14 protein-coding genes are annotated in these 19,370 nt (G+C 37.8%); 8 read left to right on the top strand and 6 right to left on the bottom strand.

Annotated features, from left to right (window positions below; all coding sequences use genetic code 11):
* Positions 1-99 precede the first annotated feature (99 nt).
* The gene (locus AC27JR_RS02210; RefSeq protein WP_487172642.1) at positions 100-654 is read right to left on the bottom strand and encodes an isochorismatase family protein; all 555 of its coding nucleotides are present in this window, start codon (positions 652-654) and stop codon (positions 100-102) included.
* Between the two features lie 204 nt (positions 655-858).
* On the opposite strand from AC27JR_RS02210, the gene AC27JR_RS02205 reads away from it, so the two are divergent.
* A complete protein-coding gene (locus AC27JR_RS02205) occupies positions 859-5,313 on the top strand; it encodes an EAL domain-containing protein (protein WP_487172641.1) in 4,455 nt (1,484 codons plus the stop codon).
* A gap of 57 nt (positions 5,314-5,370) precedes the next feature.
* On the opposite strand, the gene AC27JR_RS02200 is transcribed toward AC27JR_RS02205, so the two are convergent.
* Positions 5,371-6,264 carry a cation diffusion facilitator family transporter gene (locus AC27JR_RS02200; RefSeq protein WP_487172640.1) on the bottom strand — a complete coding sequence of 298 codons (894 nt, stop codon included), beginning with the start codon at positions 6,262-6,264 and terminating at the stop codon, positions 5,371-5,373.
* 218 nt (positions 6,265-6,482) lie between these two features.
* Between AC27JR_RS02200 and AC27JR_RS02195 the strand changes: the two genes are divergently transcribed.
* From AC27JR_RS02195 to AC27JR_RS02185, 3 genes are all read left to right on the top strand, one after another.
* Complete coding sequence (locus AC27JR_RS02195; RefSeq protein WP_487172639.1) at positions 6,483-7,907, top strand: sensor domain-containing diguanylate cyclase; 1,425 nt, start codon at positions 6,483-6,485, stop codon at positions 7,905-7,907.
* Positions 7,908-8,034: 127 nt separating this feature from the next.
* The gene (locus tag AC27JR_RS02190; RefSeq protein ID WP_487172638.1) at positions 8,035-8,988 is read left to right on the top strand and encodes an SPFH domain-containing protein; all 954 of its coding nucleotides are present in this window, start codon (positions 8,035-8,037) and stop codon (positions 8,986-8,988) included.
* 17 nt (positions 8,989-9,005) lie between these two features.
* Positions 9,006-9,458: an NfeD family protein gene (locus tag AC27JR_RS02185; protein WP_008115432.1), complete on the top strand. Its 453-nt coding sequence runs from the start codon at positions 9,006-9,008 to the stop codon at positions 9,456-9,458.
* A gap of 117 nt (positions 9,459-9,575) precedes the next feature.
* On the opposite strand, the gene AC27JR_RS02180 is transcribed toward AC27JR_RS02185, so the two are convergent.
* On the bottom strand, positions 9,576-10,166 hold the full coding sequence (locus AC27JR_RS02180; protein ID WP_487172637.1) for a cysteine hydrolase family protein: 591 nt from the start codon (positions 10,164-10,166) through the stop codon (positions 9,576-9,578).
* Positions 10,167-10,309: 143 nt separating this feature from the next.
* Here AC27JR_RS02180 and AC27JR_RS02175 point away from each other — a divergent pair, with 143 nt between their 5' ends.
* The 4 genes from AC27JR_RS02175 (at position 10,310) to AC27JR_RS02160 (ending at position 14,653) form a co-directional block, all read left to right on the top strand.
* Positions 10,310-11,284 (top strand): GlxA family transcriptional regulator, encoded by a 975-nt coding sequence (locus tag AC27JR_RS02175; RefSeq protein ID WP_487172636.1) that lies wholly within the window; start codon positions 10,310-10,312, stop codon positions 11,282-11,284.
* Positions 11,285-11,350: 66 nt separating this feature from the next.
* On the top strand, positions 11,351-12,196 hold the full coding sequence (locus AC27JR_RS02170; RefSeq protein ID WP_487172635.1) for a patatin-like phospholipase family protein: 846 nt from the start codon (positions 11,351-11,353) through the stop codon (positions 12,194-12,196).
* A 191-nt stretch (positions 12,197-12,387) separates the two neighbouring features.
* Positions 12,388-14,412, top strand: coding sequence for an ATP-binding protein (locus tag AC27JR_RS02165; RefSeq protein WP_487172634.1), 2,025 nt, complete (start codon positions 12,388-12,390; stop codon positions 14,410-14,412).
* A gap of 49 nt (positions 14,413-14,461) precedes the next feature.
* The gene (locus AC27JR_RS02160) at positions 14,462-14,653 is read left to right on the top strand and encodes a DUF3185 family protein (protein WP_131692170.1); all 192 of its coding nucleotides are present in this window, start codon (positions 14,462-14,464) and stop codon (positions 14,651-14,653) included.
* Positions 14,654-14,747: 94 nt separating this feature from the next.
* Here AC27JR_RS02160 and ahpF read toward each other — a convergent pair whose 3' ends face one another.
* The 3 genes from ahpF to AC27JR_RS02145 all read right to left on the bottom strand — a co-directional run bounded on the left by ahpF (position 14,748) and on the right by AC27JR_RS02145 (position 19,367).
* Positions 14,748-16,325, bottom strand: coding sequence for an alkyl hydroperoxide reductase subunit F (ahpF, locus tag AC27JR_RS02155; RefSeq protein WP_487172633.1), 1,578 nt, complete (start codon positions 16,323-16,325; stop codon positions 14,748-14,750).
* A 160-nt stretch (positions 16,326-16,485) separates the two neighbouring features.
* Positions 16,486-17,055 (bottom strand): alkyl hydroperoxide reductase subunit C, encoded by a 570-nt coding sequence (gene ahpC / locus AC27JR_RS02150; protein ID WP_008115650.1) that lies wholly within the window; start codon positions 17,053-17,055, stop codon positions 16,486-16,488.
* 209 nt (positions 17,056-17,264) lie between these two features.
* Complete coding sequence (locus tag AC27JR_RS02145) at positions 17,265-19,367, bottom strand: two-component system response regulator (RefSeq protein ID WP_487172632.1); 2,103 nt, start codon at positions 19,365-19,367, stop codon at positions 17,265-17,267.
* Positions 19,368-19,370: the final 3 nt, after the last annotated feature.

The raw sequence follows: 19,370 nt of genomic DNA, 5'->3' as shown, positions 1-19,370 counted from the left end.
ACGCTCATTGTTAGTATAACCTACAACAACTCGCAATTTTTTATCTTAAATCAAACTAAGAATGATTATACTGTTTGATTTAAAAATGTTTTTAGTGCGCTACTTAACTATTGATAATATTTGTTTAAAAGTAGACGTCCCTGCTTTTTTTGTCCATTGAAATATAATAGTTTCAACGCAAGATATTATAGCACCTGCTTGACGAAGCTGCTCAATCGCAATGGCTTTATGCTCTACATTTCGTGAGGCTATTGCATCAGCAGCAACTGTTACTGCATACCCTTGTTGTAGTAAATCTAAACATGTTTGTAACACACAGACATGCGCTTCAGTGCCAATAACCACCACATGAGGTCGTTGTAATTGCGAAAGAGTATCTAAAAAACCGTCTTCGGCGCAGGCACTAAAATTTATTTTTTCAATATACTGAGCGTTTGGTAAAGCTTGCTTTATTTTCTCATCACTTTCACCTAGTCCTTTTTTATAATGCTCTGTAATTATTGAAGGAATTTGATGAATAGCACTTGCATTTGCAAGCTGTAAAGCACAATCTAAGGTGCTATTAAATGAAGCTATGGCGGGTGCCAATTTACTTTGTAAGTCGATTACTAAAAGTACGCTATGTTCTAAGTTGATATTTTCTCTAAAATTCATCTGTAGTCCTTTTACTTTAATTAGAATAACTTGTAATGCCCACACAAAAACACAACAATTAATTCACATTTAATGCTTTTTGTAATTTTTGAATTAAACTCATGTTATATTACACCAATACTAAATACTAAACTTGTCAGTTAAAAAGGGTAAGTGCTTTTGAGTAAGTTTTTCTTTGTTGTTCATATATTTTTATTGGTTTGCATGCAGCACAGTTTTGCTTCACAAACTTATTCTGAACAATTACAACGTATTACTAGCAACGAACAACTGTCGCAAAGCTTTGTAGTGAAATCAATACAAGATGATATCGGTTACGTTTGGATAGCAACTACCCAAGGCCTATTTCGTTTTGACGGTTACCAAGCCACCCCTTACGAAAGCCAAACAGGTTTAAAAAACAATTATGTAATCAATATCTACAAAGCTAACGACGGCAAAATAATAGTCAGCACACAACTTGCTGGAAGCTATTTAATTGACCCATATACTTTAACTGCTGAGCAAATATATTCAGGACATTTGAATCAAAATGAAGAAAAGTTTTCTCCTATTACTGCAGTCGTTGAGCAGCCTACACACTTTTATTTTTCTATTGATTCCCACGTGTACCGTTTTGATAAAAAATCAAAAAAACTAACACTCGTTGCATCTTTGCCTGATGAAAACATATTTATTCGAGCATTATCACTGCACCAAAGTATATTATATGTTGGTGCCGATCAGGGGCTATACGCTTATAGCTTTGACAATAACGAGCTCCAACAAATAATACTCAATGACACCCAAGAAGTTATCAATGATAGTAACAATGTAAAATTTTTATCTATAGATGATGAACTTGGGTTGTTAGTTGGTACGGTTGAGGGAATGTACCGGATTGCTTTTAATGAAAATAAAAATATAAATCCCTCGGAATTATCAACACTAATTAATGACTATAATATTTGGGATTATGTAAACACACCCTATGGTGAATTTATTGCTACAGAAAGTGGGCTATTTGAATTTGATAGATCAACCTCAAAACTCACCCCTATTTTAAATTTCAAAGATAGTAGCTACAACATAACAGAAAATACGATCAACGATATTATGTTTGATGAATCTGGTTTGTTATGGCTTGGTTCAAGAACCCATGGTGTATTAACGTGGGCAGCACAAACAAAAAAATTTAAAAGAGTCAGCCTACCGGATAATAATATTGTAAATGTTATTTACCAAGACACAGAACAATTGCTCTGGATAGGCACTGACGATGGACTTGTTCGCTACAACTCAAAAACTAAAACGAGTGATTTATTTTTACAATCTAAAGATAAAAAAGCAGTTTATGGTTTATCTTCTATCGGAGATATTTTTTCTGCAAATAACAAAGGCGACAACTATCTATGGCTAGCGACTTTTTTTGGGCTTGAACTTTTCAACAAAGAAACAGGAAAGTTTGAACAAAACAAATTTATCACTGAGCATAAGCTAAATACTGACTATATATTTGGTATTGCTCAAGTCGCTCCAGATACCTTTGCTTACATCAATAATGATAATTTTTATATTTTTAACGCCAATACCGGCGAAAACAGAATTATCAAAGGATTAAAAGAGCAAGTTTCACCATTGCTTGCTTACGCATTCCATGCTCCCTCAGATGCTTATCCTGGTGAACTACTGTTAAGTACGTCTGACACGTTTTATCGCTTCAACGAAGAAACAGGCACGTTAATTACTATTTTTAAATCTAAGACGGCAAAAAACAACCTTTATCATACGGTAGAAAACTATTACTTAGACACTAAACGTGAACTGCTGTGGTTAGCAACCACACAAGAGGGCTTAATTGCCGTAGACTCAAAAACATATCAGATAGTGCATACCTTTAATGCAAACAACTCTCTCAATACTAATGCCATTTATAAACTTATTGCCGATGGCAATGACTTTTTATGGATTAGTTCTGACAACGGGTTATATCAACTTAATTTAAATACTTTAAACATAACTACTTATACAATTAAAGACGGTTTAAGCAACAACCACTTTACTGCACTTGCAGCAATTAAATTAAAAAATAATGAACTCGTATTTGGTAATCGCAGTGGATTGCTGCAGTTTGACCCTAATCAATTTAATAGTGAGCAACAAAACACTGATAGCAAATTGGCGTTCACCGATATTAGCTTGTTTTCAAAGGCGCTCAATTACTCACCTGATAAATATCGTAATGCGCCGTTAATGCTAAAACACGATGACATGGGGTTAACGGTTCGGTTTTCTAATTTTGATTATAAAAATACAAGTAAAACTTATTACAAAGTAGAGTTGAGTGGTCCCTCATCTTTAAGTTATGACGATTTAAAATCTAATCATGTGTTTTTTACTAAATTACAACCCGGTGACTATGAACTATCAGTGTTTACTAAGCAGCGAAATGGAGTCATTACTAGTGATCCTGTAATGCTTAAGTTTAGTGTTGCCTACGCACCTTGGCAATCTCCTATTGCTTACACATGCTACTTCCTTGCGGTGTTTATAATTCTGTTTTTATTTTTTTGGCAATACCGAAGCCGTAAAATAGCGATTGAACGCGCTCATCGAGCAGCCATTCATTCTAAAACTCAAACAGAGCTTGCACTAAAAAGTAATAAGAGTGGCGTTTGGAACTATAGCTTTGCAGACAACTCAGTTAATACAGCCAGAGGCGAAGAATTAGGCTATGAAAATATACCTGAGCGTATTGATATACATAGCTTCTTTAATATTATGCACCCTGATGAGCGTCATAGAATAGAAAATAAATGGAATGCATTTATAAAACAAACTCAGCCACAAGACTGGCAAGCGACATATCGATTACGTCACAAAAACGGCCATTGGTTGTGGTTTCATGACCTAGGGCAAATTATTTATAATGAAGACAGTAAAAAGCCTGAGTATGTATCTGGTATTTTTACTAATATTACCGAGCAGTTAGCAAATGAACAGCAAGCAAAAATACTCGGTGAAGCATTTAGCCAAATAAATGATTTTTTACTTATCTTAGACGAAAACCTAGTACCTTTCTCGGCAAACAATAGCTTTATGGAGGTATTTTCTGATGATGGTGAAGGGGGGATTGTTACCTCAGAGTTATTTATAAAAGCCATTGGGCAAACTAAATGTAAAGAATTTGCAGCCACATTAAAAGCACTGCAACCAAAAGAAAATTGGCGAACTAATGCCTATGTAAATACCACAAAAGCAAAGCAACACCCTATTCATTTAAGCGCCACAGCTGTCGCTAATGAAAAAGGTAAAGTTGGGTATTATGTTGTTGTTATTACAGACTTAACCGAACAGAAACGCGCTGAAAATGAGCTGCGTTATCTGGCTAACTATGATGCGTTAACCGGGTTACCTAATCGTAGTTTAATGAATCAAAAGATTGAAAATGCCATAACAAAGGCCGCCAAAAACGACTTGCAATGTGCGGTGATATTTATAGATTTAGATAAATTCAAACCCGTGAATGATTCATTTGGGCACGCTGTGGGCGACAAATTACTGTGTAACATTACCGAAAGGGTTGCCCTATACTTAGGTGACCATGCAACCTTCGGGCGACAAAGTGGTGATGAGTTTTTAGTATTAATCGAAAATATTACCTCTATGTCCTCGCTACAAAATACGCTTAACGAAATGAGTAGTGAGCTGGCAAGTAAAGTTATTATTGATGACTTTTCTATCAATATTTCTGCCAGTATTGGTATTGCCTTGTACCCTCATGATGCAAACTCAACCGATGCTTTGATCCGTAATGCAGATATTGCCATGATGCATGCAAAACAAGCAGGTCGAAATGGATTTCAGTTTTTTAATGAAAAAATGAATGAGCAAATAAAACAAAAGCTTATTCTTGAAAACGACTTAAAAGACGCCGCAAAAGATAATCAGTTCTTTAACCATTACCAACCAGTAGTTAACACAAAAGATAAAACAATAAGCGGTGTTGAGTTATTAATGCGCTGGGAAAATCAAGGAAAACTAATCTCTCCGGCTTTATTTATACCGGTGGCAGAAGAAACAGGCCTAATTGATATGCTCACTGAGCAAGCATTACAACGTGCAATCACAGAGCTTGCGCCTATTCTTAGCGTTAACCCGCAGTTTTATGTGTCGTTGAACATATCACCAAAACATATTCTGAAAGCTAACATAACCCAACGACTGAGCGCTATACTTGAAAAAGCCAACATAAAACCACAGCAAATACGCCTAGAAATCACAGAAAACACGCTGCTAGAAGATAAGTACAAAGCAGCTAAACAACTCAAGAGCCTTCAAGCAGCTGGGTTTAAGCTATTTCTTGATGATTTTGGTACTGGCTATTCATCACTCACTTATTTGAGTCAATTTCCAATTAACGTAATAAAAATTGATCAAAGCTTTGTAAATAGCATTGGCATAGATAAAGGCGACGAATCGATTATTAAGACTATTTACTCGCTTGCTGAAAACTTAGAGCTATATTGTATTGCAGAAGGGGTAGAGACACGAGAGCAACTCGACTTTTTAACGAATATAGGTTGTCATAAGCTTCAAGGTTACTATTTCGCCCGCCCTATGAGTGCCAACGATTTAATGAGCCCTGAATGCTTTGAGAAGATTATTGATTTGATATAAAAACGCAGTAATGAAAGTGAGTTGTTAACCTGATTACTAAATTTATAGGTTAACAACTTAATGTATATGTTTGCATTCATAACTTTCAATTTGCAGTACACTGTTGCGAACATTAAATTTATCTGCAAGTAGTTTAATTACTTTTAACCGACACTCTTCATCATGTTTTTCTATAGTGCAATGTTGCTTCAACACCACGTGAGCACCCACTATCACTTTTTTATTTTTACGAACAACGGTAACATTGTGCACATTGGCAACGTGCTCCATGTTGGTTATTTCTGTTTCGATATCTTGAACTTCAGGCAGTTTTGCTTTGTTAGAGCGTAGCCCTTTAATACAACTAATTATCACCTTAATTCCCGTAAACAGTACAAATGAGGCAATTAACATACTCGATAAAATATCAATCACATTCCAACCTGTTATGTAAATTAGTACACCGGCTACAAAAGTAGAAACAGTCGAAATTAAGTCAAAAAACGAATGTAAAAAAACCGCATACACGTTAATGCTGGCCTTACGCCCCTTATAAAGTACCCATGCTGCTGCACCATGAAATAAAAAACCAATCGCAGCAATCACCGACATTAAATAGCTATTTATAACCAGCTCATGCCCACCTTTGTGATGCATAAAGCGCTCAGCTCCCTCAAATAAAATAAGTAAACTAATGGCGAGATATAAAATCCCGTTGATCAGACCACCGATTAATTCAGCTTTTTGATGGCCGTCGTTGTAAGTTTTAGCCAGATGAATAGCAAAGCTAGAAGCAATAAGTGCTATAAATAATGAACTGTTATGAACAAATAAATGGCCTGCATCGGCAAGAACAGCAAGTGAATTAGCATAATAAGCACCTATAAGCTGAATCACCATAAACGAACAGGTAATTGCAAGTGCAATTAGTAGACGGCGACGGGAGGCGTGATGTGTGGTTATTTCTGTCATGAAATATAAAAGGCCTTTACTGGAAACAAAGTAAGCTCATGAAAAAAAGCAAATTAGAAAGTACGTAATGATATACAGTCACAATTGTAATACGAAGACCAATTAAACGCACTAAAAACTTAGTAAAATACAAAGAACTGTACTAAATATAAATAGACATATACTATTAATAATTAAAAGCTTTGGCAGATCCTGCCGGTATAAGTGCGGAGAAATCAGTGAGTCATGACTCAGACAAAACAATTTGGCAGGTTTTTAATCTTATTAATTTAGCAGTGATTGTTTACGATAATAAAAATCAACACTACACGTTAAATCAGCATGCTAAAACGTTACTTAGCATAGAGGGTGAGAGCGCTGTTAAAAAAGATGTTTTTAGCAATCTTGTGCTGCGCGACTTTAGTAATGATGAAGTTGTGAGTGTTGGACAATTATTTTCTTCTGATATAACAACCGTTTTATTAGGTTCTGAGCCCACTTCACAACTGTTAAATATTAACCATGCTGTGGTTGATGACTCTGTAACTATGATCACTCTAGAGCAAGATCATACATTTACGGAGCAATATAACTTTGATCATATTATCTCTAAAATCTCTACCAAACTTATTGATATACAAAATGACAATATAGATCAGCAAATTAACTTTGCCCTCAAAGCCATCGGCACCGTATTAAAGGCTGACCGCAGTTATTTATTTGAATTTAACACCGACAACGAAACCATCACCAACACTCACGAATGGGTTAACACGGGTATCATTGCCTGCAAAGATAGGCTGCAAAATGTACCAAAAGTTGAACTACCCTATTTTTTTGAAGTAATGAATCAGAGCCATCTATTTCAAGTCAATGATATTGAGCAATTACCCACTAAAGCCGACGCTGAAAAAGCGGAGTTTAAAGAACAAAGTATTCAATCGGTTTTGTGCATAGGCCTGCGTTTTGATGATGAGCTGGTCGGGTTTATTGGTTGTGATTGTGTTAAAACTAAACGTCATTGGAGCAAAATAGATTTAATTAGAATCAAGCTTGTGGGCGAAATCATCAATAATGCACTTAAAAATATTAACTATAAAAAAAAGTTGCAGTTAACCCAACAGCAATTAGTGAGCGCCAATATTAAGCTCAATAAATTAGCGAATACCGATGCACTAACTAATATTGCTAATCGCCGTTTTTTTGATACTACACTAAAAAGTGAAATTAAACGTTGCGCCAGGCACCATCAGCCAATTAGTTTGATTATGTGTGACATCGATTTTTTTAAACGTTACAACGATAATTATGGCCACCAAAAAGGTGATGACGCATTAAAACAAGTGGCTCGTGCTTTAGAAAGCGTATGTAAGCGTGAAGGTGATTTAGCGGCTCGGTACGGGGGCGAAGAATTTACAATTATTTTGCCCGCTTCTAACAAAGAGCAATGTCATGAGTTTGCTTTACTGATACAGCAAAAAATTAAAGCGTTAAATATTCTCCATGAATTTTCTTCGGCTGCTCCTCATATCACCTTGAGCTTTGGCTGCTTTACCAATTACCCTAAGGCTGACACCAACATGCAAACCATTATAAAGAGCGCTGACATCGCATTATATAACGCAAAAAAAGCCGGCAGAAATCAAATATGCACCTTTGAATAATCTATTATGAATAGCCTACCTCCTGTTTTTATAGTACAAATTAAAAACTAATGATAATCTGTAGTTTGTTGAAATTATAAACACCATGCAGTTTTTGGACTGAATGTAATTAACAAGGAAATACCCTATGGATCCCATCGCAGAAATTATGAATATTGTTTTTACTGTTGAAGCGTTTTTACTGATTTTTGTTTTAGTGCTACTAAAAAGTAGTGTTAAATTTGTACCACAAAACCGCGCATGGTTAATTGAGCGTTTTGGTAAATACCAATCAACTAAAGAAGCAGGCTTAAATTTCATTGTACCTTTTATTGATCGCATTGCTGCTGATCGCAGCTTAAAAGAACAAGCTCAAGATGTGCCCTCGCAATCGGCAATTACCAAAGACAATATTTCGCTATCTGTTGACGGTGTATTGTACTTTCGTGTACTTGACCCATACAAAGCCACTTACGGAGTCGACGATTATGTATTTGCAGTAACGCAGCTATCACAAACTACGATGCGTTCTGAACTGGGTAAAATGGAGCTTGATAAAACATTTGAAGAACGTGATGTTCTCAATACTAATATCGTAACCTCTATCAACCAAGCGGCTGAGCCTTGGGGTATTCAGGTTTTACGTTACGAAATAAAAGACATTGTGCCACCACAATCTGTGATGGAAGCGATGGAAGCACAAATGAAAGCCGAACGTGTTAAACGTGCGCAAATTTTAGAATCTGAGGGTGATCGTCAAGCAAACATCAATGTCGCCGAGGGTAAAAAACAGGCTCAAGTTCTAGGTGCTGAAGGTGAAAAAGCTGAACAAATTTTGCGCGCCGAGGGTGAAGCTAAAGCTATTATTGCCGTTGCAGAAGCGCAAGCCGATGCACTACGTAAAGTGGGTGAAGCTGCTGATACTGAGCAAGGCCAAAAAGCGATTCAACTCGATTTAGCAACCAAAGCCATTGCCGCTAAAGAAGCTATCGCGAAAGAGTCATCTGTTGTTTTATTGCCCGATAACGCCACTGATGCAAGCTCATTAGTTGCACAAGGCATGTCGATTATTAACTCATTAAATCAAAAGCAAAAACTTTAATCTGTTGAGGATAAATAATGACGCTTATTACTAACAACTTACCTGAAACACTAATGATTTTAGGCGTACTTGCGCTCATTATCGAAGTGGCTGTGTTAGGTATGTCTACCTTTATATTATTATTTTTAGGTATGTCTTTGTTTGCCAGCGGTTTAATGATGAACTTTAACTTGTTAGATGACTCTTTAACTACCGCATTGTGGAGTAACACGCTTATTACAGCTGGGTTTGCGCTATTTTTATGGAAACCACTAAAGCGTATGCAAAACCAGGTTGATAACAAAGGTGTACAAAGCGATTTCGCTGAGCTTGATTTTGTTTTAGCTGACGATGTTGATGAAAGCGGACATACAATGCACCTTTATTCAGGAATTAGTTGGAAGTTAAAAAGTAAGCAACCACTCCCTGCTGGTACACATGTTAAGGTCGTAAAAAAAGAAGTGGGCACTATGTGGGTTGAAGCCATTTAGCTAACTAGCACCACATTAAATTATAAGGGCAGTAATATCACTATTACTGCCCTTTTTAATATCAATTCTGGTTTAGTGCTTTAACAACATTAATATTATAATGTATTACTCAGAAATTTAATCACTTAGCTCTGCAGCAGAAGGAACAACCACTGCATATAAATCATTGATAGTTGCAAGCGCACTTGAATGTAAATTTAACGCTGAGACTTCACTCACTGATGTTTGTAATGCCCGAGTTGCACAAGCATCTGCGGCCACAGTTGCATGATTCCCTCTTAAAAAAGCACCTTGGGCGGTAAATGTCACGCACATATGGCTCATAAAACCAATGATAATGACATTATTATTACCAATTGCATCCACTTGTTTACCTAAGTCAGTGCCTACAAAGCTATCAGGCGCTTTTTTAACAATAATGCTCTCACCATCAATCGGCGCCACACTAGGGTGTATTTGGCCTATTTCGGCGTTTACATCATAAGGCGAACCTTGGCCACCATCGTGGACCACATGAATAATATTAGTCCCCGCCGCACGTGCATCTGCAAGCAAATTCTTGGCATTATTAAGGGCATTTTGCCAGCCTTCTAACTCCATTACGCCTTGCGTGTATGTGTTTTGATAATCAACGAGTATAAGCGTCGCGTTAGAAAGCGAGGCAGGTACATCGCTAAGGCCATTTAATTCACGCAGTGTTGTTGTCATATTTTTACCCTTTAATAATCAATAGAAAACAAATAACGCAGCACGACTGCCTAGTTGCCACGTTTGTATACAACCAGAATATACTTTATAGTTTGCCACCAATAGTGTCTCTCAGGTCTACATTCGATGATATTAGGCCAAATATGAACATTAAATCTGCGCACAACGTTGCCATTATTGCTTATAACAATATCAGCTTATTTCACTTATCAATTCCGTGTAGTATTTTTGGAGAAGATTTAGACCGTACAGACGCGCGTCCTTATAATGTTGAAGTTTGTACTGAACACGTTGGCCTAGTTGACACGCTTTCTGGTTTTCCTATAACTATTAACAAAGACTTATCTATAATCGCTGATGCAGATACAGTGATTGTTCCTGCTTGGTGCAATCCTGATACTGTAGTGCCTTCAGCATTACTAAATGCAATTAATAACGCACATGCACGTGGAGCACGAATTGTTGGCCTTTGTTTAGGTGCTTTTGTATTAGCAGAGGCAGGAATATTAGAGGGTAAAACGGCATCCACCCATTGGGTATGGGCTGACGAATTTGCAAAAAAATACCCCAATGTCAATTTTGATAACGATGTACTATACATCAATGTCGATAATGTATTTACCTCGGCGGGATCAGCTGCGGCAATTGACTGCTGCCTTCATATATTACGTCTTGATCATGGTGCTGATATTGCTAACCGGGTAGCAAGAAGAATGGTCGTTGCACCACATCGTAGTGGCGGACAAGTTCAATACATTGAAAAACCCCTACCCCGAAATATCGATAGCAACCGCTTGGAGCCCGCCATTAGCTGGGCAATAAATAATGTAACCCAGCCTCTTAATATTGACTTATTGGCAAATAAAGCCAGCATGAGCCGACGCAATTTCTCTCGTTTATTCAAAAAAATCATGGGGCTAACATTTACACAGTGGCTACTTGAGCAGCGACTAGCCATAGCACAGCAACAGTTAGAAACAACCACACACACTATTGATAGAGTAGCAACGGATTCAGGCTTTTCATCAAGTGTGAGTTTTCGCCAGCATTTTTTAGCCACTTTTTCTATTTCGCCAACCGCCTACAGAAAACAATTTAAAAGTAGTGAATCAAAGTAAAAAGATGCTCGCACAGTTCAAGTACACTTGTTAGCATGAGTGTATTGTCAAAGGATGGAAGTTAACATGAATAATAGCCAACATGCATTAGTGGTTGAGGGCGGTGCCATGCGCGGTATTTTTGCCGCAGGCGTACTTGATGAGTTTTTAGCACAGCAATATCAACCTTTTACCAGCTATTTTGGTGTATCTGCTGGAGCAACGAACGTCGCGGCTTATTTATGTAAACAAGCAACACGAAATTACAAAGTGATTACTGATTATTCGTGTAGGCCGGAATTCATTAACCTGCCCCGATTTGTTAAAGGCGGTCACTTATTTGATTTAGACTGGCTTTGGCAAGAAACAGTACGTGAAATTCCTTTAAACACCGATGAATTTTTACAATCTCCTCACGATTTTTATATTGTTGCAACGGCAATCGAATCTGGGCAAGCCCATTACTTACAAGCAACCGGCAACGAAATGATAGAGCAATTAAAAGCCTCTTGCGCTATACCCATAGCTTATCGTGATTATCCAAAAATAAATGATATTGCCATGACCGATGGTGGCGTTGCCGACTCTATTCCAGTAAAAAAAGCCTATGAAATGGGTGCATCAGAAATAACGGTTATCCTTTCTCAACCTTTAGGCTATCGTAAAAAAGATGTCAAAGTAGCGTGGTTAACTAAGCAACTCTATAAAAATACCCCTGCACTTGCACAGGCCAGCCTACAACGCTCTAAAAACTATAATTCCAGTATTGATTTTTTACATAATGCTCCACCGGATTGCAAAATAAATATTATTGCCCCACCAGCAGGGTTTAAAGTCGGTCGCACCACCAAAAATCGAGCTCTACTCGATATTGGCTATCAAATGGGTATTAATGAAGCTAAAGCCTATATAAGGAATTATTATGAGCGATAAAATCAATCCAGAAGAAGTCGACGATGTTATAAACCTAAATACAAAACCAACTCAACCTATTAATTGTTAAATCAGTGAGTTAATGTAATAAAGGACGATGTGTTAGTCGTCGTGTTGTCAAAAAATAGATTAAATTAAGGCATAGTGCTTGCTAGTATTTCTGTTACACACCAAATAAATTAAGGGTTTTTGTGAATTTTCTTCGATGCTTTCATAATATAGTCTCTAATCAACAGCTAAGCTTTGATCAAAAAATTGCAGACTTACTTGCTTTTGGGCTCGATGTTTTTCAGCTCGACTTGGCTATTATCAGCCGCGTGAAAAATAATTCTTACACTGTTTTACATGCCATTACCCCTGACAATTCTCTTGCTATTGGTACTGAATTTGAGTTAAACGGCACCTATTGCACGCATACCTTGTCGGCCAACTCTGCATTGGCATTTCATAATGCGTCGCAAAGTAGGATTGCAAATCACCCTTGCTATATTAATTTCCAATTAGAAGCGTATATTGGTGCGCCTATACGAATAGGCCAAGAGGTATTTGGCACTGTTAACTTTTCATCAGCTCAAGAATGTGCTCCTTTTAGCGATGAAGCTTATGATTATATTGAATTATTAGCGCAGTGGTTAGGCTCAGAATTTGCACGTAATCAGGATAAAATTAACCTCATTAAAAATAGTGACACTTTACTAAAGCTTGAAAGTGTAGCAAATATAGGCACATGGGAAGTCGATCTTGTTAATAACACCCTGTTTTGGAGTGAACAAACTCGACGTATTCATCAAGCTGAAGAAGGCTATACTCCAAATATAGAAACAGCCATTGAATTTTATAAAGCGGGCAAAAGCCGAGATAGTATTAATAAAGCGGTAGAAAATGCGGTATCTAAAGGGGAAAAATGGCACTTAGAGCTGGAAATTGTTACCGCTAAACAGCAAAGCATTTGGGTGTCGACTTTTGGTGAGGCCGAGTTTAATAACGGCCAATGTGTGCGATTATTTGGTACTTTTCAAGATATAACTGAAGCCGTTAAGCTACGCGAAGAGTTAAAACAAAAAAAAGCACTTGCTGAGCAGCTATTAAAAGATCGAAGTATGCTATTTGCCAAAATTAGTCATGAGCTACGCACTCCGCTCAATGGTATTACGGGTATGTTAGCGACACTCATAGATGAACATGATTATGACAAGCGGGCTGAAAAAATTAAAATTGCCCTACGAAGTGCTGATATATTATTAAGTATTATCAATGAAGTACTCGATTTTTCAAAAATAAATCATGGTGAATTAAAACTGGAACCTCATCACTCGTTGCTCAAAACGGTATTTACCGATGTGGTTTCTTTATATTCAGTATTATTTAGCAATAAAAATATTGAACTACGAGCCACAAACCTCATTGCTAACGATGTTTGGGTATACTGTGACACCTCTCGACTAAGTCAGATTGTCTCTAATTTACTGAGTAACGCGTTAAAATTTACAGAGCATGGATCTGTTTCTCTTGAATCGCAATTAGCAGTAGATACAAAGCACCCTTTACTTACTATTAAAATAACCGACACGGGTCGCGGTATGAGCGAGGCGTATTTAAACTCATTATTTAAGCCTTTTACCCAAGAGGTTGATGCCAACAACAACAAAGGTGGCACTGGGTTAGGCTTAGCCATAGTTAAAGAACTCGTTGGTTTTATGAATGGCAAAATTGAGGTAACCAGTGAGGTTAAGGTGGGCACGTGTTTTACCTTAACTATCCCAATTGAGCTTGGTAAACAACAAACACAAACACCTAGCCTTAAATCTATTAATAATCATAGTAATAAGCTATCGGTTTTAGTGGTAGATGATAACGAAATAAACCGGCTTGTATTAGAAGCGGCACTGGATAAGTTTAATATAAAATCAGACTTTGCTATAGACGGCCAAGATGCCCTGTTAAAATGCAAGCAAAAGCATTTTGACCTTATTTTCATGGATTGCATCATGCCTATCATGGATGGTTTCCAGGCCACTAGGCAACTAAAAGCACTAGGTATTTGTGACCCGCAACAAACCTATATTGTAGCGTTAACTGCTAATGCTTCTTCACAAGATAAACTAAACTGTCAGCAAGCGGGTATGGATATGTTTATAGCCAAACCGTTTAAGCTTCCAGCGATAGAAGAAGCAATTACAAATACACTAAAAAGACTGGGCGTAGCCACATTATAACAACGAGTGTCGCCCAGATTAACTTGCACTAAAAACACAAAGGATCATTATGACAAATAAAATCATTGGTATTGTACTTATTGTTATCGGCGTAGCGCTTGGTATGTGGGGTTATGATGTTTACGATTCTGCAGCTTCACAAGTTACTCGCGCATTAAATGGCGAAACCCCTGTAGAAGCATGGCTAGGCTTTATTGGCGGGGCAGTATGTATTTTAGTGGGTATTACCCGACTTAAATAGCACACAAAAAAGCCGCCTTTGGAGAGGGCGGCTTTGGTGAACAAACAGCTATGGGTGAGAGCTGTTTTATCAAGAGGCTTACGCTAAAACACTATTAAGCAGCGTTTTGCTCTGCATCGGGTGTTTGGCGAATTAAGTAGTCAAAGGCACCTAAGCTCGCAGTTGCGCCGGCGCCCATAGCAATAATAATTTGCTTAAATGGTGTATTGGTCGCATCGCCAGCACCGTATATACCCGGTAACGACGTTGCACCTTTAGCATCAATGAGTATTTCACCAAATTGACTAAGTTCAAGGTCACTCTCTTGTAACCATTCGGTGTTTGGTATCAAACCAATTTGTACAAATATACCGGCTAAAGTTAGCTCCTTACTTTCTCCAGAAACACGATCGGTATAATTCAGGCCTGTCACTTTATTACCATCACCGAGTACTTCAGTGGTTTGTGCATTTTTAATAATAGTAATGTTTTTTAAGCTATTAGCTTTACGAATAAGCACTTCGTCAGCACGTAACGTATCGGCAAATTCAAGCACCGTTACATGCTCTACAATGTTAGCTAAATCAATAGCCGCTTCAATACCTGAGTTTCCACCACCTATTACAGCAACAGGTTTGCCTTTAAACAATGGGCCATCACAATGCGGACAATATGCAACGCCATGACCTTTATATTGTTGCTCGCCAGGTACGTTCATTTCACGCCAGCGAGCGCCGGTTGCTAGCACAAGTGATTTTGCTTGTAAAACTGCGCCATTTTCTAAAGTAATGTCATAGCCATTACTCCCTTTTTGCAGGTTTGTAGCGCGTTGGTTGTGCATTACATCAACATCGTATTCTTTAACATGCTCCTCAAGCTGAGCCACCATTTTTGGCCCTTCGGTTGCTTTTACTGAAATAAAGTTTTCAATAGCCAATGTGTCAGCTACCTGCCCGCCAAATCGATCGGCAACCACTCCCGTATTTAAGCCTTTACGTGCTGAATAAATAGCTGCTGATGCACCTGCAGGGCCACCGCCAACTACGAGCACATCAAACACTGATTTTTCATTCAATGCTTTGGCTTGGCGCTGCGCACCTTTGCTATCAACTTTATTTAGAATATCGGTTAGGCTCATTGCACCTTGGCTAAAAGGTTCACCATTTAAGTAAACAGCGGGTACAGCCAATATATTTCGTTGTTCTACTTCATCTTGAAACAGAGCACCATCAATCATGGTGGCTTTGATATTGCTATTTGTAGCAGCCATTGTATTGAGCGCTTGAACCACTTGCGGACAGGTTTGGCAACTCAAACTGATATACACTTCAAAGTTTAGTTCTTGATCAAGTGATTGTATTTGCTCAATATCATCTTCGCTGGCTTTACTTGGGTGTCCGCCTGTGTGCAATAGCGCAAGTACTAAACTAGTAAATTCATGACCCATAGGTACCCCTGCAAAGGTAATATGAGTATTTTTTTGTGGCGAATGCACCACCATTGAAGGTCTGCGTGCCGTAGAATCTGGATTGTTACTCACACTAAACTTATCGCTTAGTGATGCTAAATCATTCGCTAAACTTTCTACTTCTGTTGACTTTTTGCTGTCATCCAAGGAGATAAGCAGCTCAACAGGCTGAGTCAGCGATTCAAAATGGCTTTTTAATTGGTTCTTTATGTTGTTGTCTAACATGGCTTAGCCCCTTACGGAAAATAAAACAGCAGAACCCCCATGCCATCAGTGCATGTGCGAATTTTAGAAACGTGTGATGGCTTGGGAGAGTGCCCAGTGAGCCAAGTAGGCTCACTGGTATTAGAGTCATGTTCTACTCTAAATTTAGTGAAGGTAAAGTTTAAATCTTACCAACTAGGTCTAGTGAAGGAGCTAATGTGTCTTCACCTGGCTGCCAAGATGCAGGACATACTTCACCGTCATGTGTGGCAATGTATTGTGCAGCTTGTACTTTGCGAACAAGTTCTTTAGCACTACGACCAATACCTAAATCATGCGTTTCAACAACTTTGATTTCACCCTCTGGGTTCATTACAAATGTACCGCGAAGTGCTAAACCATCATCTTCAATCATTACACCAAAGTTACGTGTAATGCGTCCTGTTGGGTCGCCAATCATTGGGTAAGTGATTTTACCGATAGTGTCTGACGTGTCATGCCAAGCTTTGTGCGTAAAGTGTGTATCTGTTGATACCGAGTAAACCTCTACGCCCATTTCTTGTAACTGTGCGTAATGATCTGCAAGGTCACCTAATTCAGTTGGGCATACAAATGTAAAATCTGCAGGGTAAAAGAAAAAGATAGACCACTTACCTAATACGTCTTTTTCAGTGAGTTCTACAAAGTCACCATTGTGGTAAGCTGTTGCATTGAAAGGTTGTAATTTTGTGTTAATCAATGAAGTGCTCATAATATTCCTCATTTATGTTTAGTGTATTTAAAAAGTAAACGCCTTGTGCGTTGGCTTGATTAATACAATAAGGCCATTGAGAAATTAAATAAAATTGATTGTTTAGATTAAAACAATCGCTTTTTAAGATTGATCTAGGTAAGAAATTAAAATAATTGAATGTGAGTTATCTTAAACTTAAAAATTACACTGAACACTAAAGGTAGCCATCAGAAAATGAGATTTTCAAATTCGTTTTCAGGTAAAGCTTTGCTAAACAAAAATCCTTGCCCTTCTTCACACTCAAGCGAAATAAGTGTATCGAGCTGTGCTTGAGTTTCAATGCCTTCACCAACAATCTTTAAATTAAGTGAGTGTGCTAAATGGGTAATTGCTTTCACTATATCTAGGCTTTGCTTATCATCAACCATATCTTTAACAAATGACTGGTCAATCTTTAATACATCAACAGGGAATAGTTTTAAATACGATAGACTCGAATAGCCCGTTCCAAAGTCATCTATCGCTATGCTCAAACCAAGGTTTGAAAGCCCGTTTAATATTCTACTTGTTTCATCAAAATCACTCATTAAAGCGCTTTCTGTCACTTCTAACTCAAGGTAACCACTAGGAAGCTCAGTATCCTCAAGTATTTGCGCTACGCTTTCTATAAATTTAGGATCTGTAAATTGTTTAGCCGCCACATTAACAGCAACTTTAATTGGATGACCTTTATCTAGCCAGCGTTTAGCAGCTCTGCAGCTTTGTTTTAAAACGCTATGACCCAACTTATTTATTAAGCCTGTCTCTTCGGCTAATGGAATAAAGTGTAACGGCGATATAAAACCGCCCTCCTCATCTCTTAACCTTACTAACGCCTCAGCGCCTATAATTAATTTATTTTTTAGGAAAAGCTTGGGCTGAAAGTGAACTTCCAACGTGTCTTTTTCAAGTGCATTTCTCAAAAGCTTATCTATATTTTGACGTTGATGAAACTCATGTTCTAAGTCATCTGAAAAATAACAAAATCTATCTCTACCGTGCTCTTTGGCTTTATACATTGCTGCATCAGCATGCGACATCATTAATTCGGCAGAATCAGAATCAGTTGGATTAATACTAATTCCCACGCTTATAGTTAAATTGAACTCTCTTCCATCGACACGAAAAGGTTGATGCATCGCATACAAAATATCAGATGCAACAGCATCAACGTGACACGTTGATTTAATATCGGGGAGCAATAATACAAATTCATCCCCGCCAACTCGGGCTAAGGTTGTATTTAAATCAACAATAGATTCAAGGCGTTTAGCAACCAGTTTTATGATTTGGTCGCCAACATGGTGTCCCTCGGTATCATTTAAATATTTAAAATGATCAATATCAATTAGCATTAATGCCACAAAAAAACCATTACGCACAGATACCTGACAGGCATGCGCAACGCGATCATGTAATAAAATTCGGTTGGGTAAATCGGTTAATTGGTCATGGTTTGCTAAATGACTCATTTTAACGGCCATCGCAATTGACTCGCTCACATCATGAAAAACTATAATCGCGCCAATAATATTACCTTTTTCATCCCTAATAGGAGAGGCAGAATCCTCAACCCGATGAATTCTGCCATTTAAGCTCGTTAATTGGCAATTAAGCGCCATAGCTACTCTTCGCTGCTCCTTTAAAGCAATAGAAATTGGATTAAGACTTTTATGCTTTGTGGTTGCATCCCGTAGTTGCATAACCTCTGAAATATAATTACCGACAGCTTCATGCATCACCCAGCCGGTCATCATTTCTGCAATCGGGTTCATAAACGTTATTTTTTCGTCTTTGTCAGTTGCTATAACAGCGTCGCCAATCGAGTTGAGCGTAACCCGCAATCTTTCTGATTCAATAGCAAGTAACCGCTGAGAATGCTTTAATTGTTGCTCTTGTGTTTTTAGTTTTAAATGGTTGCCAACGCGCAAACGGCAGACCTTAAGATCGACTGGCTTTTGTATGTAGTCAATCCCACCCAACTCTAAAGACAAATGCTCAAACTTACTTTCATTATGAGAGGTAATAAATATTACCGTTACACCACTGGTTTTGGGATTGTTTTTTAAGCGTCTACACACTTCTAACCCGCTAATATCTGGTAATTCAATATCTAATAAAATAATTCCAGGTAAAAACTGCTGTGCTTTTTCAATTGCACCAAAACCAGTATCGCTGCATATAACTTCTGCGATATCTGATAAAGCCCCCTCTAGAATCATTAAACTAGAAGGTTCATCATCAACAATAAGCACTCGATGCGCAAAGCTTTGATCTACAGTGGTTAACACAAT

It is taken from the genome of Pseudoalteromonas sp. NH0006-26, assembly GCF_057552415.1.
This window is presented reverse-complemented; position numbering and strand designations above follow the sequence as displayed.